This is a genomic window from Paeniglutamicibacter sulfureus (assembly GCF_039535115.1).
Lineage (GTDB): Bacteria > Actinomycetota > Actinomycetes > Actinomycetales > Micrococcaceae > Paeniglutamicibacter > Paeniglutamicibacter sulfureus.
This window is the reverse complement of record NZ_BAAAWO010000001.1, coordinates 2,204,113-2,225,009: the sequence shown is the minus strand read 5'-3', so window position 1 is coordinate 2,225,009 and position 20,897 is coordinate 2,204,113. Positions and strand designations below refer to the sequence as shown.

At 64.7% G+C, this 20,897-nt stretch carries 21 protein-coding genes and 1 riboswitch; of the genes, 11 read left to right on the top strand and 10 right to left on the bottom strand.

All coding sequences use genetic code 11. The annotated features are described in order from the left end of the window. The first annotated feature begins 70 nt into the window (after positions 1-70). Complete coding sequence (locus ABD687_RS10160; RefSeq protein ID WP_310291577.1) at positions 71-1,534, top strand: aldehyde dehydrogenase (NADP(+)); 1,464 nt, start codon at positions 71-73, stop codon at positions 1,532-1,534. A gap of 253 nt (positions 1,535-1,787) precedes the next feature. Here ABD687_RS10160 and ABD687_RS10155 read toward each other — a convergent pair whose 3' ends face one another. From ABD687_RS10155 to ABD687_RS10145, 3 genes are read right to left on the bottom strand one after another with little or no spacing between them, the layout of a single operon-like run. Next, a complete protein-coding gene (locus tag ABD687_RS10155; protein WP_310291580.1) occupies positions 1,788-2,426 on the bottom strand; it encodes a LutC/YkgG family protein in 639 nt (212 codons plus the stop codon). Next, positions 2,423-3,937 carry a LutB/LldF family L-lactate oxidation iron-sulfur protein gene (locus ABD687_RS10150; protein WP_310291583.1) on the bottom strand — a complete coding sequence of 505 codons (1,515 nt, stop codon included), beginning with the start codon at positions 3,935-3,937 and terminating at the stop codon, positions 2,423-2,425. Before ABD687_RS10150 ends, ABD687_RS10155 begins: the two co-directional genes overlap by 4 nt. Next, on the bottom strand, positions 3,934-4,734 hold the full coding sequence (locus tag ABD687_RS10145) for a (Fe-S)-binding protein (protein WP_302264435.1): 801 nt from the start codon (positions 4,732-4,734) through the stop codon (positions 3,934-3,936). Before ABD687_RS10145 ends, ABD687_RS10150 begins: the two co-directional genes overlap by 4 nt. 240 nt (positions 4,735-4,974) lie before the next feature. On the opposite strand from ABD687_RS10145, the gene ABD687_RS10140 reads away from it, so the two are divergent. Both ABD687_RS10140 and ABD687_RS10135 read left to right on the top strand, forming a co-directional pair. Continuing rightward, complete coding sequence (locus tag ABD687_RS10140; protein WP_310291586.1) at positions 4,975-6,711, top strand: L-lactate permease; 1,737 nt, start codon at positions 4,975-4,977, stop codon at positions 6,709-6,711. A gap of 169 nt (positions 6,712-6,880) precedes the next feature. Continuing rightward, a complete protein-coding gene (locus ABD687_RS10135; protein ID WP_310291589.1) occupies positions 6,881-7,615 on the top strand; it encodes a FadR/GntR family transcriptional regulator in 735 nt (244 codons plus the stop codon). A gap of 16 nt (positions 7,616-7,631) precedes the next feature. On the opposite strand, the gene ABD687_RS10130 is transcribed toward ABD687_RS10135, so the two are convergent. Beyond that, the gene (locus ABD687_RS10130) at positions 7,632-8,642 is read right to left on the bottom strand and encodes an NADP-dependent oxidoreductase (protein ID WP_310291592.1); all 1,011 of its coding nucleotides are present in this window, start codon (positions 8,640-8,642) and stop codon (positions 7,632-7,634) included. 42 nt (positions 8,643-8,684) lie between these two features. Beyond that, a complete protein-coding gene (locus ABD687_RS10125; RefSeq protein WP_310291595.1) occupies positions 8,685-9,074 on the bottom strand; it encodes a DUF1304 domain-containing protein in 390 nt (129 codons plus the stop codon). A gap of 94 nt (positions 9,075-9,168) precedes the next feature. On the opposite strand from ABD687_RS10125, the gene ABD687_RS10120 reads away from it, so the two are divergent. Continuing rightward, a complete protein-coding gene (locus ABD687_RS10120) occupies positions 9,169-9,774 on the top strand; it encodes a TetR/AcrR family transcriptional regulator (protein ID WP_310291598.1) in 606 nt (201 codons plus the stop codon). A gap of 134 nt (positions 9,775-9,908) precedes the next feature. Further along, complete coding sequence (locus tag ABD687_RS10115; protein WP_310291600.1) at positions 9,909-11,147, top strand: MFS transporter; 1,239 nt, start codon at positions 9,909-9,911, stop codon at positions 11,145-11,147. A 23-nt stretch (positions 11,148-11,170) separates the two neighbouring features. Here the strand turns inward: ABD687_RS10115 and ABD687_RS10110 are convergent, their stop codons facing one another. Next, positions 11,171-12,715 carry an amino acid permease gene (locus ABD687_RS10110; protein ID WP_377700294.1) on the bottom strand — a complete coding sequence of 515 codons (1,545 nt, stop codon included), beginning with the start codon at positions 12,713-12,715 and terminating at the stop codon, positions 11,171-11,173. Positions 12,716-13,231: 516 nt separating this feature from the next. Continuing rightward, positions 13,232-14,977, bottom strand: coding sequence for a bifunctional metallophosphatase/5'-nucleotidase (locus ABD687_RS10105; RefSeq protein ID WP_310291605.1), 1,746 nt, complete (start codon positions 14,975-14,977; stop codon positions 13,232-13,234). Between the two features lie 183 nt (positions 14,978-15,160). On the opposite strand from ABD687_RS10105, the gene ABD687_RS10100 reads away from it, so the two are divergent. After that, positions 15,161-15,403, top strand: a complete 243-nt coding sequence (locus tag ABD687_RS10100) for a toxin-antitoxin system YwqK family antitoxin (RefSeq protein WP_310291608.1) — start codon at positions 15,161-15,163, stop codon at positions 15,401-15,403. Between the two features lie 155 nt (positions 15,404-15,558). Here ABD687_RS10100 and ABD687_RS10095 read toward each other — a convergent pair whose 3' ends face one another. Both ABD687_RS10095 and ABD687_RS10090 read right to left on the bottom strand, forming a co-directional pair. Continuing rightward, on the bottom strand, positions 15,559-16,104 hold the full coding sequence (locus ABD687_RS10095) for an OsmC family protein (RefSeq protein ID WP_310291610.1): 546 nt from the start codon (positions 16,102-16,104) through the stop codon (positions 15,559-15,561). 40 nt (positions 16,105-16,144) lie between these two features. Continuing rightward, positions 16,145-16,263: riboswitch (SAM riboswitch) on the bottom strand. 230 nt (positions 16,264-16,493) lie between these two features. Beyond that, positions 16,494-16,997, bottom strand: coding sequence for a MarR family winged helix-turn-helix transcriptional regulator (locus ABD687_RS10090; protein ID WP_302264448.1), 504 nt, complete (start codon positions 16,995-16,997; stop codon positions 16,494-16,496). A gap of 277 nt (positions 16,998-17,274) precedes the next feature. Between ABD687_RS10090 and ABD687_RS10085 the strand changes: the two genes are divergently transcribed. The 3 genes from ABD687_RS10085 (at position 17,275) to ABD687_RS10075 (ending at position 19,871) form a co-directional block, all read left to right on the top strand. Then, a complete protein-coding gene (locus ABD687_RS10085) occupies positions 17,275-17,706 on the top strand; it encodes a VOC family protein (RefSeq protein ID WP_310291614.1) in 432 nt (143 codons plus the stop codon). Positions 17,707-18,042: 336 nt separating this feature from the next. After that, complete coding sequence (locus ABD687_RS10080; protein WP_310291617.1) at positions 18,043-19,413, top strand: FAD-dependent oxidoreductase; 1,371 nt, start codon at positions 18,043-18,045, stop codon at positions 19,411-19,413. 65 nt (positions 19,414-19,478) lie between these two features. Next, positions 19,479-19,871: a hypothetical protein gene (locus ABD687_RS10075; RefSeq protein ID WP_302264453.1), complete on the top strand. Its 393-nt coding sequence runs from the start codon at positions 19,479-19,481 to the stop codon at positions 19,869-19,871. Here the strand turns inward: ABD687_RS10075 and ABD687_RS10070 are convergent. Beyond that, a complete protein-coding gene (locus ABD687_RS10070; RefSeq protein ID WP_302264455.1) occupies positions 19,868-20,047 on the bottom strand; it encodes a hypothetical protein in 180 nt (59 codons plus the stop codon). The genes ABD687_RS10075 and ABD687_RS10070 overlap by 4 nt on opposite strands. Before the next feature lie 68 nt (positions 20,048-20,115). On the opposite strand from ABD687_RS10070, the gene ABD687_RS10065 reads away from it, so the two are divergent. Both ABD687_RS10065 and ABD687_RS10060 read left to right on the top strand, forming a co-directional pair. Further along, entirely contained in the window at positions 20,116-20,319 is a 204-nt protein-coding gene (locus ABD687_RS10065; protein ID WP_302264456.1) for a hypothetical protein, read from the top strand. A gap of 208 nt (positions 20,320-20,527) precedes the next feature. After that, positions 20,528-20,866 carry a non-heme iron oxygenase ferredoxin subunit gene (locus tag ABD687_RS10060; protein WP_302264458.1) on the top strand — a complete coding sequence of 113 codons (339 nt, stop codon included), beginning with the start codon at positions 20,528-20,530 and terminating at the stop codon, positions 20,864-20,866. Positions 20,867-20,897: the final 31 nt, after the last annotated feature.

Sequence of the window (20,897 nt, the reverse complement as noted above, 5' to 3'; positions counted from 1 at the left end):
CCAAAGTTTTCGACCCGCGGATTGCCTCCGCATCTCCACCGACTTCCCCCGTGAAAGGACCACGCCAATCATGACCACCACCATCACTGTCACCCCGACGACCGCCACCGAGCTTGAGGAAATCCTCGTTGCCGCCCAGCAGGCGGCGGCGCCGTGGGCCGCCCTGCGCCCCTCCGAGCGCGCCGCCGTGTTGGATTCAGTTGCAGACGCCCTCGATGCCGCGGCAGGCACGCTCATCCCGATCGCCATGGCGGAGACGAACCTGCCGCAGGCCCGCCTGACCGGCGAGCTCAAGCGCACCACCTTCCAGCTGCGCCTCTTTGGAGAGGTGCTGCGCGACGGCGCCTACCTCGACGCACGCATCGACCACGCCGATGCGCAGTGGCCGATGGGCGCCCCGCGCCCAGACCTGCGCCGGGTGCTCGAGCCGATGGGCCCGGTCGTCGTCTTCGCCGCCAGCAACTTCCCGTTCGCCTTCTCCGTGGCCGGCGGCGACACCGCCTCCGCCTGGGCCGCCGGCAACCCCGTCATCCTCAAGGCCCACTCGGGCCACCCGGAACTTTCGATCGCCACGGCAAACACCATCGCCGAGGCACTGTCAGCAACCGGCGTTCCGGTCGGCGTCTTCGCCCTGGTCATGGGCACCGAGGCCGGCGCCGCCGCGCTGAAGGATCCACGCGTCAAGGCGGCGGGCTTCACCGGATCCATCCCCGGCGGCCGCGCCCTTTTCGACATGGCCAACGCCCGCCCGGAACCGATCCCGTTCTACGGCGAGCTCGGTTCCAACAACCCCGTCTTCGTCACCGCCGCCGCTGCAGCCGAGCGCGGCGCCGCGATCGCCGGCGAATTCGTCGCATCCTTCACCATGGGTGCCGGACAGTTCTGCACCAAGCCGGGAACGATCTTTGTCCCGCGCGGTTCGGGGATCATCGAGACCCTGCGCGCCACCGAGCTTCCGAGCGCGGCCGCGCTGCTCAACGGCCGCATCCAGGCCGGCTACGTCGAGGTGCTTGGGGCCCTGCAGGGTCACGAAAAGGTCCAGATCCTGGCCCAGGGCTCGGACCCGCTGGCCGATCCGCCGAGCCCGACCCTGCTGCTCACCAGCGCCGAGGACCTGCTGGAACACCCGGAGTCCCTGCAGACCGAGTGCTTCGGCCCGACCGCACTGGTCGTCGAGTACACCGACGAGTCGGAACTCGTCGCGCTGGCCGAAAGCTTCGAGGGCCAGCTGACCGCCACCCTCGTGGGCACCGAAAACTGCGAGGTCGCCGACCTGATCGAGGTGCTCTCCCGCAAGGCAGGCCGCGTGCTGTGGAACCAATGGCCGACCGGCGTCTCGGTGACCTACGCGCAGCAGCATGGCGGCCCGTACCCGGCAACCACCTCCGTGGGCAGCACCTCAGTGGGCACCGCGGCAATCTCCCGCTTCCTGCGCCCTGTGGCATATCAGGGCTTCCCACAGGGCCTGCTTCCTGAGGCGCTGCAGGATGCCAACCCGCTGAACGTGCCGCAGATGGTTAACGGCAAGCGGTAACCCTCTGCCGGCCGGACTCACTGAGGATCGAGCTGGCCAGCGGCTCGATCCATGGGACCGGTGCAAATCGCGGGATGAACCTCATTCGCAGTTCAAAACAAACGTGACGTGTGGACGGCATCCGGCTATCTTCGGCCGTCTTCGTGCCGTGACACCCGGTCATGGGATCGCAGTCTAACGGCCTCAACGCGAGAAGCGGTTCCGCGGTGCACGAACACGTGCGAGCCGCGGAACCGCTTTCATGGTTGAGGGCCTACAGCCCCTTGACGATGATGACGTCAAGCCGGCGCGGGCCGTGTACGCCCTCGACGCGCTCGAGCTCGATGTCACTCGTGGCGCTGGGCCCGGAAATCCAGGTCAGCGGACGGGTGATGTCCATGCGCGGCAGCGCCTCGGGCAACAGGCGCACAATGCTGGAGACGGGGACTACGCACACGTGGTGGTCCGGCACCAGCGAGATCGCGCGGCGTCCCTGGTTGCCGCTGCCGTCCAGCACGATGGTGCCCGACTCGGCGATGGAGACCGCCGAGGAGGTCAGCACCGCACTGGTGCCATCCAGCTCGGCCACGCTCAGCACGGCGCCGGGGGCATCGATGCGGCGGCGCGTATCGCCGGCCGGCGCGGCATCGGCCAACCAGGTCCCGTCGATGCCGTGCGGCACCACAAAACTGGAGGCGTCCTTGAGGCGCGCGGCAATCGTTGCCGAAAGGTCTGCGGCTTCCACGACGTCGACGTGTGCCTTGTAGTCCTCGAGCCGGTCGACCAGCAGTTCGATGAGCTCGGCTTCCGGCATGTCCGAGGACATCCGGTATTCGCGGGGGACCGGCTCCGGCGTCGGGGCATCGCGCAGGGCGGAGGCGATGCGGGAGAGGATTTCTTCCTTGGCGCTCATTTGGTCAGCTTCTCCTGCTCATTGACGGGTGCAACCGGCTCGTGGTCTTTCTTCCACCAGTCGCGGAAGGACTGGGCCGGGGGAGCGGGAATGTCGCGGGACTGGGTCCAGCCGGCGGCGATGCCCGGAAGACGCTTGATCTTCTTGTCGCGCCCGGCCGCGAGCTTGCCCAGCGGCAGACCCTTTTCCAGCAGCCCCAGGTGCTTGCCGGAGGAGAACGCCCACTGTGCGCCCTTCATCATCAAATCCATCTGGCTGGGAAGCTTCTTTTCCCCGCGCTTGGAATCCACGTCCTCCCCGCGCAGGTGCACCAGGATCTCGGGGATGTTGATCTTCACCGGGCAGGCGTCGTAGCAGGCGCCGCACAGGGACGAAGCGTAGGGCAGCGAACTGTTTTCCTCGGACTTGATGCCGGTGAGCAACGGGGTCAGGATTGCGCCGATCGGGCCCGGGTAGGTCGATCCGTAGGCGTGGCCGCCGGTGCGCTCGTAGACCGGGCACACGTTCATGCAGGCTGAACAGCGGATGCAGTTCAGCGCGGTGCGGCCGTACTTGTCGGCCAGGGCCGCGGTCCGGCCGTTGTCCAGCATCACCAGGTGCACGTTTTGCGGTCCGTCGCCCTCGGTGACCCCGGTCCACAGGGAGGTGTAGGGATTCATGCGCTCGCCGGTGGAGGAACGCGGCAGCAGCTGCATGAAGACCTCGAGGTCGTCCTTGGACGGCAGCAGCTTCTCGATGCCCATGACGGTGATCAGGGTTTCGGGCAGGGTCAGGCACATGCGTCCGTTGCCCTCGGATTCGACCACCGCGAGGGTGCCGGAGTCGGCCAGCGCGAAGTTGGCGCCGGAGATGGCGACCTTGGCGGAGAGGAACTTGCGGCGCAGATGCTCGCGGGCGGCCATGGCCAAAAGGCGCGGTTCGTCGGTGAGGTTCGGGTCCACGTTCGGCATTTCGGCCAGGAAGATGTCGCGCACCTCGGTGCGGTTCTTGTGGATGGCCGGGACCAGGATGTGGCTGGGCTTGTCGTGTCCCAACTGGACGATCAGTTCGGCCAGGTCGGTCTCGAAGGCGGAGATGCCCTGCTCCTCGAGGTATTCGTTGAGCCCGATTTCCTGGGTGGCCATGGACTTGACCTTGACGACCTCGGTGGTGTCCTGCTCGCGGATCAGGTCGGCGACGATTTGGTTGGCCTCCTGGGCGTCGCGGGCCCAGTGGATCACTCCGCCGCGGGCGGTGAAATTCGTTTCGAATTCCTCCAGCAGCGCCGGCAGGTTCGCCATCACCTGGTTCTTGGTGGCCGAGCCCGCATCACGCAGTTCCTCCCAGTCGGGAAGCTCGGCGACGACCTTCAGGCGCTTGTCGCGGATGGTGTGGGTGGCATGGCGCAGGTTGGCGCGCATCTGGGTGTTGCCCAGTTCGCGGTGAGCGGCTGCCGGGAAGGGTTCCTCGATGTGGAGGTTGCCGTCGCCGAAGACCGGAAGGGTCGGCATGCCCATGAAGACGTTGCTCATCGCACGCCCGCCTTTCCTACAAGGATCTCACCGGTTACCGAGACCGGCTCGTCAATGGTGCTGGCCAGGATCTCGGCAAAGTGCAGCGTGGTGGTATCCGAATTGGTGCGCGAGAGTCCGCCGCCGATGTGCATGAGACAGGACGCGTCACCGCCGGAGCACAGCGAGGCGCCGGTGGACTTGATGTTCTTGGCCTTGTCCTCGAGCATCGCCGAGGACACGTCGGCATTTTTCATGGAGAAGGTTCCGCCGAAGCCGCAGCATTGATCGGCCTCGGGCAGTTCCGCGAACTGAATGCCGGCCACGGACTGGAGCAGGTCACGCTGGCGGTCGCCCAGTTTCAATGACCGCATGCCGTGGCAGGAAGGGTGGTAGGTGACCTTGTGGGGGAAATGCGAACCGAGCTGTTCAGCTGCATCGGTGATGCCCAGGACATCGACCAGCAGCTGCGAAAGTTCGTAGGTCTTCGCGCCCACCGCCTCGGCGCGTGCCTTCAACGCGGAGTCGCCGCAGCGCTCGGCAAGGACAGGGTGCTGGTGCTTGACCGAGGCTACGCAGGATCCCGAGGGCGCAACGGCCACGTCGTAGGTCTCCGCCTCGAAGGCCTTCACGTGGTTGGCGACCACGGGGAGTGCCTCGTCCATGTAGCCGGAGTTGATGTGCATCTGCCCGCAGCAGGCCTGTCCGGAGGGAAAGACCACCTCGTGGCCCAGTCGTTCGAGGATCTTGACCGTGGCGCGAGCAGTTTGCGGGTACATGGCGTCAACGATGCAGGTGGCGAAAAGTGCGATTTTCATTCAGTGATCCTTCCGGCGCATTCAGCCGAGGAATTGATGTGGTCTGACCATACTAGGACGTGATCGGGCCCACGTCCACCCGGCAGTCCGGAAGGAAAAAATCTGTGACCCCACTCACCAATGTGCCTGAATTTGGGTTATGCTGATGTGGTCGGACCATAGTGGTCCGACCACGGATGTCTACCGGCGTCCGCCAAGACCCCCTTATCCGCGATCCACTCCCAACGCGAAGGACGCCCAGTGGACACCTTTACTCCCACCACAGATCCGTTGGCCGGAAGCATTGCGCTTTCCGCCATCATTTCCCTCCTGCCGCTACTGACCTTCTTTGTCATGCTGGCCGTCGTCAAGGCCAAGGCCTACGTCTCCGGGCTTACCTCATTGCTGGTTGCCATTTTGGTCGCAATTTTTGTCTTCAAGATGCCTCTGGGCATGGCCTTGATGTCCGGCGTACTGGGCGCGGTCTTCGGTGCCTTCCCGGTGGTCTGGATCGTCATCATGGCGATCTGGCTTTATCAGGTCACCGTCGTCTCGGGCCGATTTGAGGACCTGCGTCGCGTCTTTGACGTGATCGGCGGCGGCGACATCCGCATCCAGTCCATCCTGATTGCCTTCTGCTTCGGCGGCTTGCTCGAAGCGCTTGCCGGCTTCGGCGCACCGGTGGCAATCACCGCCACAATGCTGCTGGCCCTTGGCATGCCCCCGCTGCGTGCAGCCGCCGCGGTGCTGGTAGCCAACACCGCCCCGGTGGCCTTCGGGGCCGTGGCCATCCCCATCACCACCGCGGCCGGTCTGACCGGGCTCGACGCCAACCACATTGGCGCAGTCGTCGGGCACCAGGCACCACTGCTGGCCATCTTCGTGCCGACGCTGCTGCTGTTCATCATTGACGGCCGGCGCGGCGTCAAGGAAGTCTGGCCCGCGGCTCTTGTCATCGGCGGCTCCTTCGCCGTGGCCCAATTCCTCTGCGCCACGTACTTCTCCTACGAGCTCACCGACATCGTCGCCTCGCTCGCCGGCTTGGGCGCCGCAGTGATCTTCCTGCGGTTCTGGACCCCGAAGGGCCGCGACGAGGCACGCGCCCGCGTTCTTGTGGGCGAGGCGGCCCAGGGTGCATCAGCCGGCAAGGGCGGCAACGCCCACGCCGGATCCGGCACCGTCTATCGCGGTCACGAGCAGAAGCTGGAATTCGGGCCAACCTTCCTTGCGCTCTTCCCCTACTTGTTGGTCATCGTGATTTTCGGCATTGCCAAGCTCTGGAAGTTGGGCGTGAACGTACCCGGCGCCTTGGCCTCCACCGACGTGAAAATCAAGTGGCCCATGCTCTACGGCCACGTTCTTGATGGCGAGGGCAACCCCGTTTCATCGACGATCTACAACTTCCAGTGGCTCTCGAACCCCGGGACCCTGTTGCTTTTCACCGGCCTGATTGTCGCCATTGTCTACTCGCTCAACGATGACGGGGGCAAGTACAAGATCAGGGTCTCGGATGCCGTCCTGGAAATCGGGCGCACGATCTACAACATGCGCTGGGCCGCCACCACGATCCTTTCGGTCCTGGCCCTGGCCTACGTGATGAACCTGTCCGGGCAGACCATCACCATCGGCACCTGGCTTGCGGGGACCGGCGCGTTCTTCGCCTTCCTGTCCCCGATCCTGGGCTGGATCGGCACGGCCGTCACCGGTTCCGACACCTCGGCCAACGCCCTGTTCGCGAAGCTGCAGCAGACCGCCGGCATCAACGCCGGAATCGATCCGAACCTGCTGGTCGCCGCCAACACCTCGGGCGGTGTCGTCGGCAAGCTGATTTCCCCGCAGAACCTGGCCATTGCCGCCACCGCCGTGGGTATGGAAGGCAAGGAATCGGTCATCCTGAAGAAGGTTGCCGGCTGGTCCGTGGGCATGCTTCTGGTGCTGTGCGTGCTGGTGTACCTGCAGTCCACGCCGATCCTGGGCTGGATGCTGCCGACCCCGTAAGGCGTGCCCGGCAACACCGGCCGCAACGGTCGGCAAGCGGCCCCGTGGATCGGCGAGGAGTATCGCCGATCCACGGGGCCATGGCCGGCTTCGAAACCCATTAGGCTTGAATGATTCGTTGATTGGCCAAGGGGCCAAACATGAGCAATGACCATGGGGACAAGAAGCAGTGAAAAGCACAGCCAGGAATTCGCCGCAGCCGGCCCGGGCCTACGAGACGGTCCTGACCACCATCGAGGCCGACCTTCGATCGGGAAAGCTCAAGATTGGCGACCAGTTGCCCGGCGAGCGATCCTTGGCCGAGACCCACGGGATCTCCCGGGCCTCGGTCAGGGACGCCATCCGCATCCTCGATGCCATGGGCATGGTGCGCACTTCCACCGGGTCCGGGCCCAATTCCGGCGCCGTCGTCATTTCCGATCCCGCGGTGGGCTTGTCGGCGACGCTGCGGCTTCATGTTGCCTCGCGCCAGCTTTCCGTTGCAGACATCGTTGAATCCCGTATCCTGCTGGAAACCTGGGCTGCCGAGTCCGCCGATCTGGACAGCGACCCCGAGCGCAGCGCCGAGGTGTTGCGGCGAACCGCCGAGCTGCTTGAGGCCATGGACGTGCCGGGCCTTGACCGCGAGGAATTCCACGACCTCGACTCCCAATTCCATGTGCTGCTCTCATCGCTGGCCGGCAACGCCGTCATCGAGGCCATGATGGAATCGCTGCGCCTGTCCATCAGCGACTACGTCAGTGAGTCGGTGGCCAGCGACGCTGCCTGGCAGAAGATCGCCAAGGTCCTTCGGGCCCAGCACCACGGCATCCACCAGGCGGTCGCGGCAGGCAACGGGCCGGCCGCGGCCAGGCTCCTGCGCGAGCACATCGAGTGGTTCTACACGGAATCCAGGCAGCTCTAAGCGGCGCCGGGGGCGTTTAGAGCTTGATGACCATCTTGCCGGTGTTGGCGCCGCGCATGAGGTCCAAGAACCCCTGCACCGCGTTTTCCAGGCCCTCGACGACGGTCTCGTCGAAGACGATCTTCCCCTGCGCAATCCATTCGGACATGTCGGCCATGAACGCCGGGTAGTGTTCGGCGTAGTTCCCCACGGTGAACCCCTTGAGGGTTAGCCCCCGGGTGACCATGTTACTCATGTTCCGCGGCCCCACGGGAGCCTCTGTCGAGTTGTAGACGGAGATGGCCCCGCACAAGGCGCCCCGCCCGCCGGGGTTGAATGCATCCAGTGCAGCCTCCAGATGTTCACCGCCCACGTTGTCGAAATACACGTCGATGCCTTCGGGTGCCGCGTCGTGCAACTGCCCGCGGACCGGTCCGTCCTTGTAGTTGAAGGCGGCGTCGTAGCCGTACTTTTCGGTCAGCAGGTCGACCTTGGCCGCGCTGCCGGCGGAGCCGATGACACGCTTGGCGCCCTTGAGGCGCGCAATCTGGCCTGCCGCGCTTCCGACGGCCCCGGCCGCACCGGAAATGAAGACTGTGTCGCCGTCCTTGAGGCCGGCAATTTCGGTCAACCCGACGTAGGCGGTGAAGGCCGTCATGCCCAGAATGCCGAGGTAGGCCGACAATGGAAGGCCGGGAAGGTCCTTGACCACGCGGAAGTTGCCTGCCGCGGACTGGGAGAGGTCCCTCCATCCCAATTGGTGAAGCACCGGATCGCCGACGTTGAATCCCTCGGCGCGCGATTCGACCACGCGGCCAACCGCTCCACCCGTCATGACTTCGTCGAGGGCGTACGGCGCAGCGTAGGACTTGGTGTCGTTCATGCGCCCGCGCATGTAGGGGTCAACGGAAATGAACTCGTTGGCCACCCGGATCTCGCCCTCGGCGAGGTCGGGCAGTTCCACCGCGACAGTGGAGAAGTTCGAGTCCGTTGGCCACCCGGTGGGGCGGCTGGCGAGGTGGATCTGGGTGCTGGTGGAAGTGGACATGTAATCGAGGCTCCTTGTCAGGGGGAAATTTTTTCGGGGACTTTAGCGGGCGAAGGCTAACAGGCCAAAAATGATGGCCAGGGCGGGAGCCGTGAGCTGCAGGATCGCCGCGCGGGCAAGTTTGGGCGAGGAAAAGAGCAAGACCATCCCAGCTGCCGCCATCGAGCCGGTGCCTGCAAAGATCAACGTTGCTCCGGCAGTTGTGGATGAGGCCAGCACCAGGACCATGCCCAGAACCGTGAGAACGGCCAGGAACAAGTTGTAGAACCCCTGGTTGAAGGCCAGCGGCTTGGTCGCGCTTGCCTCGGCGTCCGTTTTGATGCCGAACGCCTTGCGGGTGGAGGGCAGATCCCAACGCAGGGACTCCAAGACAAAAATGTACACATGGATTGCCGCGGCCAGTCCGGAGAAAATCATCGTTGTCAGCAGCATCTGGTGCGCCCCTAGATTGAATGAGTGATTGTGTAACGCTCGTTCCAATATATACTGGAATGACCGTTACACAAAACAGGGGGATCCGGGTCTCATGGCAAGAACGCAGGAATTCGACACCGGCAAGGCGCTTGGCGATGCCCGGCGCGTTTTTTGGGACAAGGGATTCGATGCCACATCGATCGCGGATCTTGAGGCCGCCACGGGACTTGGCCGTTCAAGCATCTATCACGGATTTGGCTCCAAGCGGGGACTCTTTGATGCGGTGATCCAGGACTACATGGATACGGTCCTGCGGCCTCGCCTGATCCTGTTGCACAACCAGGCACACCCTGCCGAGGGCATCTCGACCTACCTGACCTCGTTGTCCGACGCCTTGGTGAAAACAGCGGACCAGACCACAAACCGAGGATGCCTGTTGCTGAACACTGCGGCGGGCATCGCGGGCAACGACGAGGCGCTGAGGCTGTTGATCGATGGGTACCAGGTCGAATTGCGGGACGGCGTTGCCGGCGCCCTGCGCGCAGCCGACCCGACGCAAACCGACGCGGTGGTTCTTGCCCGGGCCCGTATCGTCGCGGGGCTGACCATGGGCGCACTGCTCATGGCGCGCGTGAATCTGGGCGAGGCACTGTCAACCCTGGAAGCAGCCGGGGAACAGGCACGGCTGTGGCTTCCGGCGGGATCGCAAGCCCGATAGGCAAGGTCCGCCGGCCCGCTTTCGCGCGATTTCCCTTCGGGCCGAAACCCACGGGACGTAGCGCCGCGCCGATGTGAGCAACCTTGCCCCCGGGTCGCCGTCTCCCGCAAGGACTTGCCCAGTAACCTGTGAGCATGTCCAAGATGGAAAATCCGGCAGCCGACAATCCGCCCACGGTTCCGCGGCCGGCGTCCCGTGGATTCATGGTGCTGTCGCTGCTCGCCGTGATTCTGGTCGGGCTGAACCTGCGGGCGGGAATCACCAGCGCTTCGCCGCTTTTCCTGGACCTGCAGGAATTCCTGGGCTATGGCCCGTTCGTCACGGCGCTGCTGCCCTCGATCCCCACCCTGGTCTTTGCCGTGGCCGGCATGGCGACCGCATGGCTGGCCAGGCGCCTTGGCCTCTCCGGAACGATACTGCTTGCGCTGGGCGTGCTTGCCGCCGGGCTGGCATTCAGGGCCTTGCCGACCACGTGGGCATTGCTGGCAGGAACGGTGGCGGCCATGTGCGGCATCGCGCTGTGCAATGTTGCCATGCCGTCTTTTATCCGCGAGAACTTTGCCGACAAGACCTCGATGATGACCGGTCTGTACACGATCACCATGTCGGTGGGTGCCACCGCAGCCTCGGCCCTGAGCGTTCCCCTGGCGCTGGCCGCCGGTTCGCCGACCATGGGGCTTGCCACCTGGAGCTTCCTGTCGGTCGCGGCCGTGCTGGCGTTCCTGCCGTTTATGGTCATGGCCCGCTCGGACCGCGCCGCCACGACGTCGCCATCGGGCGTCAGCCCGCTCTCGCTGATCCGCACCCGGCGCGGGATGGTCATCACCGGACTCTTCACCGTCCAGGCACTCATGGCCTACGCCATGATGAGCTGGTTGCCCAGCATCCTGATCTCGCGGTCCATGTCGCCCGCCGATGCCGGGATCCTCTTGGGTGCGCTGCAGGCCATGACGATTCCGGCCACCATGCTTTCCCTCTGGCTCGTCAACAAGCACGGCAAGCTGCGCGGCGCCTTCATCATGTGTTCGGTCATGGTCGCCGCAGGGCTGGCCGGCCTCGTGTGGCTGCCGCTGTCGTTGGCGTGGCTATGCGCGGTCGCCATGGGCATCGGGTTCTCCGTGTTCCCGCTGGTGCTGCTGGTGATCTCCCATAGCGGGGACACTTCCGAGGAGACCACAGCGATGAGCACCCTGGCCCAGTCGGTCGGGTATCTGGTGGCCACCAGCGGACCGTTCGGCATGGGCTTGTTGTATGCTCTCAGCGGCGATTGGACCCTGCCGCTGCTGCTGCTGATTCTCGTTGCCGGAATCCAGCTCTGGCTCGGTGTCGTGGCCAGCGGCTATCGCCGGGGAACCCCGCAGCGCGTGCAGTAGGTTCCCCGGCCGACGGGGCCGGGCTACGCCTTGGAGGCGAGCTCGTCTTCGACATCCTGCGGCGCGGCCAGGTCCATCTCGAGCAACGGCACGACCTTGGACTTGGTGACCAAGCGGTGGACGAGCCACAGTCCCAGGAAGATGGGCAGGCCGATGTAGGAGGAGAGCACCTCCATGCCGCGTCCTGCCACCACCGCCTCGTAGTTCTGCCCGGCGATCACCAGGATCAACACGGCGAAGGCCAGCAGTGGCCCGATGGGGAAGAGCGACGCCCGGTAGGGCAGGTCGCTGACCTTGTTGCCCTGGGCCAGGAAGCCGCGCCTGAACCGGTAGTGCGAGATGGCGATGCCCGCCCACACGATGAATCCGCACAAGCCCGAGACGTTCAGGAGCCAGGCGTAGGCGGCACCTTGGCCGACGATTGCGGACAGGAACCCAAAGAGTCCCACCGCGGCGGTGGCGAGCAGCGCCGGAATCGGGACGCCGCGCGAGTTGGTGCGGCCAAAGATCTTGGGGGCCTTGCCGTCATGGGCCATGGAGTAGAGCATGCGGGTCGAGGCATACAGCCCTGAGTTGCCCGCCGACAGGATCGCGGTGAGGATGACAGCGTTCATCAGCGACGCCGCAAAGGCGATGCCGGCACGCTCGAAGACCATGGTGAACGGGGAGGCTGCCACGTCGGCCTCGCCGGATGCCAACAGGCTCGGATCGGCGAAGGGGATCAGGCAGCCGATGATGAAAATGGCGCCGATGTAGAAGATCATGATGCGCCAGAAGACGTTGCGGATGGCCTTGGGGACCTCGCGCCGGGGGTTCTTCGCCTCGCCGGCGGCCACGCCGACCAGCTCGGTGCCCTGGAAGGAGAAGCCGGCGATCATGAAGACGGAAATGATCGATACCCACCCGCCATGGAAGACGTCCTCGCGGTTTTGCCAGTTGGACAGCCCGGGGGAGCTGTCTCCGAGGATGCCCACGATCATGAGCACCCCGGCGATCAGGAACAGCACGACGGCGGACACCTTGATCAGCGAGAGCCAGAATTCGCTTTCGCCAAAGGACCTGGCCGAGAGTGCATTGAGCCCCGTCAGCACAACGAGGAAAATTCCGGCCCAGATCCAGCCGGGGACGCCCGGCAGCCAGAAGTCCATGATGATTCCGGCGGCGACCAGCTCGGCGGCCACGGTGATGGCCCAGTTGAACCAGTAGTTCCAGCCGATCGCGAACCCGAAGGAGGGGGAGACGAAGCGCGTCGCGAAAGTCTGGAAGGACCCGGCGACGGGGATCTTGGCCGCCATCTCGCCCAGGGACTGCATCAGCAGGAACACCATCAGGCCAACCAGGGCATAGGCGACCAGTGCGCCGCCGGGTCCGGCCTGGGAAATCGTGCCACCCGAGGCGACGAAGAGTCCCGTGCCGATCGCGCCGCCGATGGCGATCATTTGCAGGTGCCGGCTGCTCAGACCGCGCTTGAGTTCGTTGTGGTGCTTGCCGCCGACGGGACCGACAGGGTTCGAGGGTTCGCGCCGGGGTGCCGCTTCGGGCTCGAGTGCTACGGAAATTCTGCTCATGGGTGTCATGCAACACCACCAAGGGGCCTTGATGCGAGCTGGCTCACAGTCACCTGGCCGGCTTCGGGTTGCAACAGGCTTTGAGCCGGCACCACCGTGGCGCCCGGTTGCCGAAGCGGGACGACTGGACGGCACCCCTCGTGGAGCGCCCGACCATACCGCAGGGCGTTCGATGCTCCGAATCCGTTGCCGCGAGCCGTAGGGAATGGAACGAATGACCTTATTCTTGCGTGTCCCAAGACACAGTGTTTCTGATGCACGGATGGCTTCCCGGTTGATGAACTGGCGGGATCAAGACCCCGCCGAGATCGTTGACCCGGGGTCCGCTGGACCCCTGATGTGCCGGTTCGACCGCCGGATGGAAGACTCCGGTCCCAAAAGGGCACAGCCCATTATGACGTGAAAATGTCACAAAAAATGAATCCGTTCGATCGGGGAAGCCGCACGGGGTGCCCCGGCCCGCAGAGTGAGGGCGACCATCCGCACGGGAGGCGGAAGGTCGCCCTCACTCTGCGGCTACTGGGCCGCCTGGGCCCTGCCCAAGGGTGCCGGGTCCACTAACGGGTGGGCCTGGAAATAGCCGATGCAGGCCACCAGGTCGATTTGCCCGGAATCCGCCACGTTGCTTCCCAGGGCAAAAGTGGAGAAGTTGTCTCCGCCCGCGGCCAGGAACGAGTTGGTGACGATGCGGAAAACCTGGTCGTTGGCCACCGGTTCTCCCTGATAGGTCATCGACAGGATGCGCTGGCCCCGGGCCGCGTTGGGGTCATAGGTGTAGCCGAAGCCCTCGGAAATCCCCAAGTGCAGCTTGGGCCGGCTGGAGCCCTCGGGCTGCCACTGTTCCTCGAGCACCGCCTTGATCTGGGCGCCGGTGAGGTCCATCGTGAACAGCGTGTTGCCGAAGGGTTGGACCGACGCGGCGTCCTTGTACGTGACCGTTCCGTCTGCCCCGGAGATGAGGTCGGCGCGCAGCCCGCCGGGATTCATGAAGGCGATCTGGGCGGGAATGCCGCCGAACGCGTCGTTGGAAGTGGCCCACAGGTGCATGTCGGCCACCAGGTTGCCCAACGAGGATTCGACGCCGCGGTCCGAGCCCGCGGTTCCGCCGCGGGTGATGCTCGCGCTGATCGCCCCGATCTTCCGGGCGCCGATGACCTCCGCCTGGGCGGTCGCCGCCGCGACGATCTCGGCGACCTTTGGCACCGCCTCGAAGCGCGGGACGACCTGTCCGTTTTCGGCGATAGTGGTCAGCGAGACCAGCCCCGCCTCGAGTCCCACGACCTGTTTTTGCTGCTTCGACACCGTGATCTCAAGGCTGTCCAGGGTGGTGCCGTATTGGTGCGCCTGCAGCACGGGGCGCTGCAGCCCCTTGGCCCAGCCGTCCACCGGGTAGGAACAGGAGTAGCCCCCGTGGGTGTGGCCGGAGAGGATGGCGTCGATTTCCGGTGACGCGCCGCGAACCAGCTCCCCGTAGGAGGTTTCCTCGGAGCCGATGGCTGCGCAATCGGTACTCGCCGACCCCTCGTGGGTCAACAGCACCAGCACATCGGCCTCGCCGTTGGAGCGCTTTCCGTCGCTCAATTGCGCGGCCACCCGGTTGGCGGCCTCCAGCTCGTTGCCGAAGTCGAGTCCGGCGACTCCCGCGGGGGTCACGAGGGTGCCCGTCTGGTCGGTGACGGTGCCGATGATGCCCACAGTGACACCGTTGAGGGTCCGCAGCGCGTATTCCTTCAGGGTCGGCTTCCTGGTCCCTTTTTCATAGACGTTGGCGCCCAGCGCGTAGTCGGCGCCCGCCGCGGAATCCCCGGCGCCGTAGCGCGGGATAACGCGCTCAACCAGGTCGGTGAAGCCCTGGTCGAATTCGTGGTTTCCCACTGCGGAGACATCCAGCCCGGCGGCGAGAAGCGCGTCGATGGTGGGGTTGTCCTGCTGCGAGAACGAGGTAAACGTGGAGGCACCAATGTTGTCTCCGGCCGAGACGAAGAGGGTATTGCGGTTTTTGTCCTTGTAGTCCTTCACGGCGCCCGCCAGCACCGCTGCCCCGGCCTCGGCGCCGTTGGCCTCGATGCGGCCGTGGAAGTCGTTGATGCCCACCAGCTGGATGCTCGTGGTGGGCGCGTTGTGGTTCTTGTTGTCCTGGCCCGGTGAAGCGGGGGCCGCCGGCGCGGCCTGTGCCGGGGAGGACATGGCCGCGGAGGCCAGGAGGGTAAATGCTGCGGTGGCGACCAAGGCATGGCGCCGCAACGGATGTATCTCGGACACGGTGGTTACTCCCTTGGGAAAAGTGACGAGTTGGCACGGCCCGCAGCGTGTGAACCGGCGGGGCACGTTCGGCTGATCCTACCCAGCGGTAGGGAGAAGTGAAAGGGTTGTTGCATACGGCTTTTGTCCGTGATGGGGCCCATGCCCGTGCGGCGGGCTGCGGGCCTGTGGGACCATGGGGGCATGGCCACTCGCGATGCGGAGACGTCCCCCCAGCTGAAACCGTTTGAGAAGGTCCACAAGGACGGTAGCCTGTGGGCGCGTGGATTTACCTTGGACGGGGAAATCCACGGGGACTGGGAATGGTTCAGGATCGATGGCACCATGATGCGTTCCGGCCGCTTGGATCTCGGGCGCCAGGTGGGCGTCTGGACGACCTATGACAAATCAGGGGTGCCCTACAAGGAAACGGATTTCGGCGAGTAGCCGAGGGGTAGGCGTGGACGCTTGGTCGGCCCGTCTGCGGGGGAGGAGCACTTGCCCCGGCCGGGCGCCGGAACGGGACCCCGTTAAACGAAAATCGTGGGGTTGGTGCCGTTCCCCTCGAACGGCACCAACCCCACGATCGGTTCATATGGACCCTAGCCGGCCGTGACCAGCTCTACATGGACCGGGGTCGGGTTGCTGAAGATGTCCAGCACGGGGCAGCGTGCATCGACGGTTGCCTGCAGCTCCTCGTAGCGCTCGCGGGTCTCGGGGCCGTCGATCTTGACCGTCAGGCGCACCTCGCCAAAGCCCGGGCGGATGGTTTCTTCGATGCCGAAGAGGCCGCGGACATCCAGGTCGGCATCCGCATTGATTTCCAGTGAGTCGATCTTGAGGCCCAGTTGGTGTGCGTACAGGCGGTAGACGACGACCTGGCAGGAGATGAGGGCTCCGAGGGCGAATTCAACCGGGCTTGCGGCCACGTCGTCCCCGGCCAGTGCCTCTGGCTCGTCGACGATGAAGCGGTGCTTGCCCGCAGTGATTTCGCTGGAGACAGACCCGGTGGACACTCCGCTGGCCTTGAAGGTCAGCGCCGCGCTGGCGGGGTTGGCGGCAATGCGCTCGCCCCAGGCGGCGCCTGCCGCGGTGAGCTTTTCAGTGCGAATCTCATCAAGGGTGCTGTCGATCAGGGTTTCGGACATGGAAGTTCGATCCTTTCGTGGTTGGCGCAGGCCTTGCACAACGCCATACTTACGCCGATCCGGTTGGGTGGCGTCGAATCTTCACCTGGCGCACCCCGCTATGACGAAGAGGGTTGCGGTCCAATCGACCAGGGCCGTGAATGATTGGAGCTCGTGATTCTGTCTACGAGTGTTGCCGATTCCGTGGTGACCGCGCAAAGCGCGTCCTTAACAAATCTTCACGATGAAACGGTCTTTCGTCGAAGAAGTGCCCGCTCCCTTGCCGATTGGGGCCAAAATGGCGAATGAATCAAGGCGTTGGAGGCAGCCTGGCGAAGAAACCGTGCAGACGTCATCGGCCCCGTCCCCTCCAGATGGAGGGCCGGGGCCGAAAAATGGTTTCGCGCCGATCAGCTTTCGCGGGGCGGGGCGTCGTTGGCGTTGAGCTTGGAGAGCAGGTCGGCGAAGCGCTTGATTTCCTCGGGGTCCCAGGAGACGAGCCGGTTCCTCAACAACTGGCGCGACGCCGCGCTCGAGGCAAGATAGCCTGCACGCGCGGGTTCGGTGATGCTGACCAGCATGGCCCTGCCGTCGCTCGGATCCGGAACGCGGGTGACCAGTTCCTTGGCCTCGAGCCATTTGATCATCCGGCTCATGGTCGCCTTGTCCACCTGGAGTTCCTCGGCAAGAATGATCTGCTGCTGGGCGTGCTCGCGCGCCAGGATGGACAGCACCTTGTAGCCCAGCGGCTGAAGTTCGGGATGGATCGCGGCGGCGCGCCTGCGGATGGCCTGGCGTGCCTTGACGACCATGATGGAAAACTCTTTTTCCACGTCCTCGATCAATGGATCAAGGGTTGCGTGATCAGTTGCCGATCCCGGGTCGGGTCGGGATTCGGAGAACGGTGAAGTCATGGGAATCATTTTAGTGGCGATCCGCCGATTCGAATCCCTCGCGACGTCGCGTTTGCCATTTCCGCGCGCCGGTGTTTTGCCCGCGTGGCGCGGCACCGTCCCGGGCCTGACCACGGTGTTGGTCGCGGCTGCTGCCCGCGAGTTCGATGCGGCGGCAGCTTGTCGGGTTGGCCACCCGGCGAATTCACGGCAAACTATCGGTTCGAAGGCTTCACGGATCCGGTTGTGACGGGCACAATTGCTAGTTGTCGAACACCGCCAAACGATGGAGAACACCATGGGCACGATTCTGAACCCGTACATCAGCTTCCGCGATACGGCGCGTCCCGCGCTCGAGTTCTACCAGTCGATATTTGGCGGTGAACTGGATTTGCGCCCCTTCGCGGACTTCGATTTCGCCAAGACCGGCAATCCGGAGGATGACAACAAGATCATGCACGGTCACCTGCGAGCACCGAACGGCCTGAACCTGATGGCGGCCGACACCCCTGCCTCCATGGAGTGGAAGGGCGGCACCGCCATCTCCGTCACGCTCAGTGGCGACGACAAGGACGAAATGACCACGTATTGGAAGAAGCTCAGCGAGGGTGCCACGATCGGCGAGGAACTGGCAGAGGCCCCGTGGGGCGACTCGTTCGGCATGCTCGCCGACAAGTTCGGGGTTGACTGGATGGTCAACATTGCCGGGCCCGGCAACACGGGGCAGTAGCCGCCCGTTCCGCCGGTGGGTGGGGGCCGACGGCTCCAACCGGCTTGAATAAGTGCGTGGGTTAGACCCGGGGCGGTCGAACCCACGCATTTTCGCGTCGACCACTAGCGCGAGACAGCCAACGAGCACGGGCGTCCCCGACTGTGGCCACCTCGCTTGGGCCATGGCCATGTCGTGATGGCTGCCGAAGGCTGCACGGGTGCTCAATCCAGTCGAATAGGTGCAGCGGTTCGACGACGTTGGCCCGTTCGGGTCGGGCTTTCTTGACCGTCTATCCTCAGCAAACCAGAGTCAACAGTAGTCAACACGGTATTTCCAGAAATTAAGGACGCCCCGATGGAACACGAAATCGATCTCATAGTCATCGGCTGGGGCAAGGGAGGAAAGACGCTTGCCGGAACCATGGCCCGTGCCGGGCACCGGGTGGCAATCATCGAGGCATCGCCGGACATGTATGGCGGCACCTGCATCAACATTGGCTGTGTTCCCACCAAGGCGCTGATCCATGACGCGGACATCCGCCCCGGTAACGGATTCGACCCCGGCTACTTCGATGAGGCGGTGCGGCGCCGGGACAAGCTCAGCGCCGCGATGCGGGCCAAGAACTTTTTCATGCTGGATGGCCTGGATTCGGTCATCACCATCACCGGCAGGGCCAGCTTCGTCTCTCCGCGCCGCATCAGGGTCGTGGCCGGGGAAGAAATCCTCGAACTCGACGCCAAGCGGATCATCATCAACACCGGTGCCGTGCCCGCGATTCCGGACCTTGACGGCGTGCAGATCGGCGGGCGTATCCACGACTCCACCACACTGCAGCACGCGCCGCTGCCCGGAACCCTGGTGGTGGTCGGCGGCGGATACGTCGGGACCGAATTCGCCTCCATGTTCGCGCACTTCGGTTCAAAGGTCATCGTGCTTGACCGCGGGCCACGGGCACTGAAAGAGGAAGACGAAGATATCGCCGCCGAGGTCCTGGGAGCGCTGAACGACGTGGGGGTGGAGGTGCGGGTGGGAGCCAGTGTGCAGCGCATCGGCCAGGACGCCGACTCCGCGATGGTGCACTACGAACAGGACGGCCACGTGCGGGCAATTGAGGCCGATGCGGTGCTCATTGCCCTCGGGCGCACCCCGGTCACCGATGGGCTGAACCTGGAAGCCGCCGGCATCGAGCTCACCGAATCCGGGGCCATCAAGGTGGAGGAACGCCTTTCCACCAGTGCCGAGGGCGTATACGCGCTGGGGGACGTAAACGGCGGGCCGCAATTCACCTACGTCTCCCTGGACGACAACCGCGTCGTCGCCGATGCCATCCTGGGATCCGGCCAGCGTTCGACCGCGGACCGCGTCGCGGTTCCCTACACCATCTTCACCACCCCGCCGCTGGCTCGCGTCGGGCTCAGCGAGGACCAGGCACGCTCCCGGGGGCTGGCCATCAAGATCGCAGTCAAAAAGGTCCCCGAGATTGCCGCGATGCCGCGACCCAAGATCGTCGGGGACCCTCGCGGCATCATCAAGTTCGTGGTTGACGCCGACTCTGACCGCATCCTCGGTGCCGCCCTGATGCACGTGGATTCCCAGGAAGTGATCAACCTGGTCGCCTTGGCCATGCGCCAGGGCGTCACCTCGGCCACGCTGCGCGACTCGATCTTCACCCACCCTTCCTCCACCGAGGCGTTGAATGAGGTGCTCGGGTCTTTCAACCGTTGATAACCCTGCGGTCACGCGGGGACCCGGATGGTGTGGGCGACGGTTGCAGACCATAAGATGAGAGTGTGCAAGACCTGCTGAGGAGCCTGGGACCCGCACTCGACCTCATTGGGTGGGTGGCGCTCATTGCCGCGGCCGGATTCTATGCCTTTGCCCTGGCCGAACGCCGCCGGGATGCGGGCTGGAAAACCGCCGACTACAGGATCGCCGTGCTCGAGGGGCAGGAATGCCTGGTCTTTCACACCGCCGACGGAACCATCCGCAGCGAACTCCTGGTGCTCGAACGTCCTCACCCTCCCGAGGGTGAGGCACTGGTCTACTACCGGGAAGACAAGACCGGATCCTGGCAACTGGAAAAGCCCCACTCACAGGTGCGCTTCCTCTATTGGACGGCCGCGGCCCTGGCAGCCGGATTCGTCCTCAGCAAGGTCCTGAGCATCATTGCCCATTGGAACTAGCCCAAGGATCCCATCGGTAGGGCGATGATCCGGGATTCGGCCCCCTCGTTGGTGGCCACCCACAATTCCTTGCCCACGACCAGCACATCCCGCAGGCGTCCCTCCTGCCCGGCCAGCATTTGGCGGGCGCCGGTGAGGGTGCCACCGGTCGGAGGTCCATCGCCGGGCAACGTCAATACTCAGAGCCTTTCGCCGCGCAGACACGCCACATACGCAACGTCCTCCGCAATGGCCAGGGCGCTGGGTGACCGGGAACCACCTGGGGCAGGTGGACCAATTCCGTCAGCTTGCCTTCTGGGCCAAGCGCCATGATCCTGGCGGTGTCGCGCTCGGAGTCCAGGATGCTGCCGTCCTGGCGGGCAACCATCGACCAGGGTGTATCAAGGCCGGACGCTTTGAGCTTCAGTCCGGCCTCGGCTTCGGCGCCTTGAAGGTGAGGCTGCTGTAGGCGCTGATGTGCCCGGCGGTGCCCAACGTGCCCTTCGGGTCGTCGAGACAGTCAATGAGGAGGAATAGTGGACCGAATCGGACCCAGGGGCTTCCGCCAGTTGGGAGCGGGGTAAATGCTAAGAGATGATGGAAGGACACGATTTTCGTATTCCCACCCTCCCTCGCGGTTCTTGCGGCGGTGGCGGGAGATCCAAGGAGGCACCTTCATGAGCGAAGCCATCAACATCGGTTCCATCGACAGCATCGACGAAGGCGAAGCGATCGTCATTCCGTCCGAGGACAACGGGACTAAGGAAGACATTGCCGTGTTCCATGCCGAGGACGGCAACTTCTACGCCATCAATGACGAATGCACGCACGAGACCGCCTCGCTGGCCGACGGCTGGATCGAAGGCACCGAGGTGGAGTGCCCGGTTCACGCGGCCAAGTTCTGCCTCAAGTCGGGTGCGGCGCTTTGCCTTCCAGCTACCGTGGGCGCCCGCACCCACAAGATCGAGGTCAAGGACGGCGAGCTGTTGCTCTACCCTGAAACCCCGGCAGTCTGACCCACGCCCCGGATGAGAAAAGGCGGCGGCC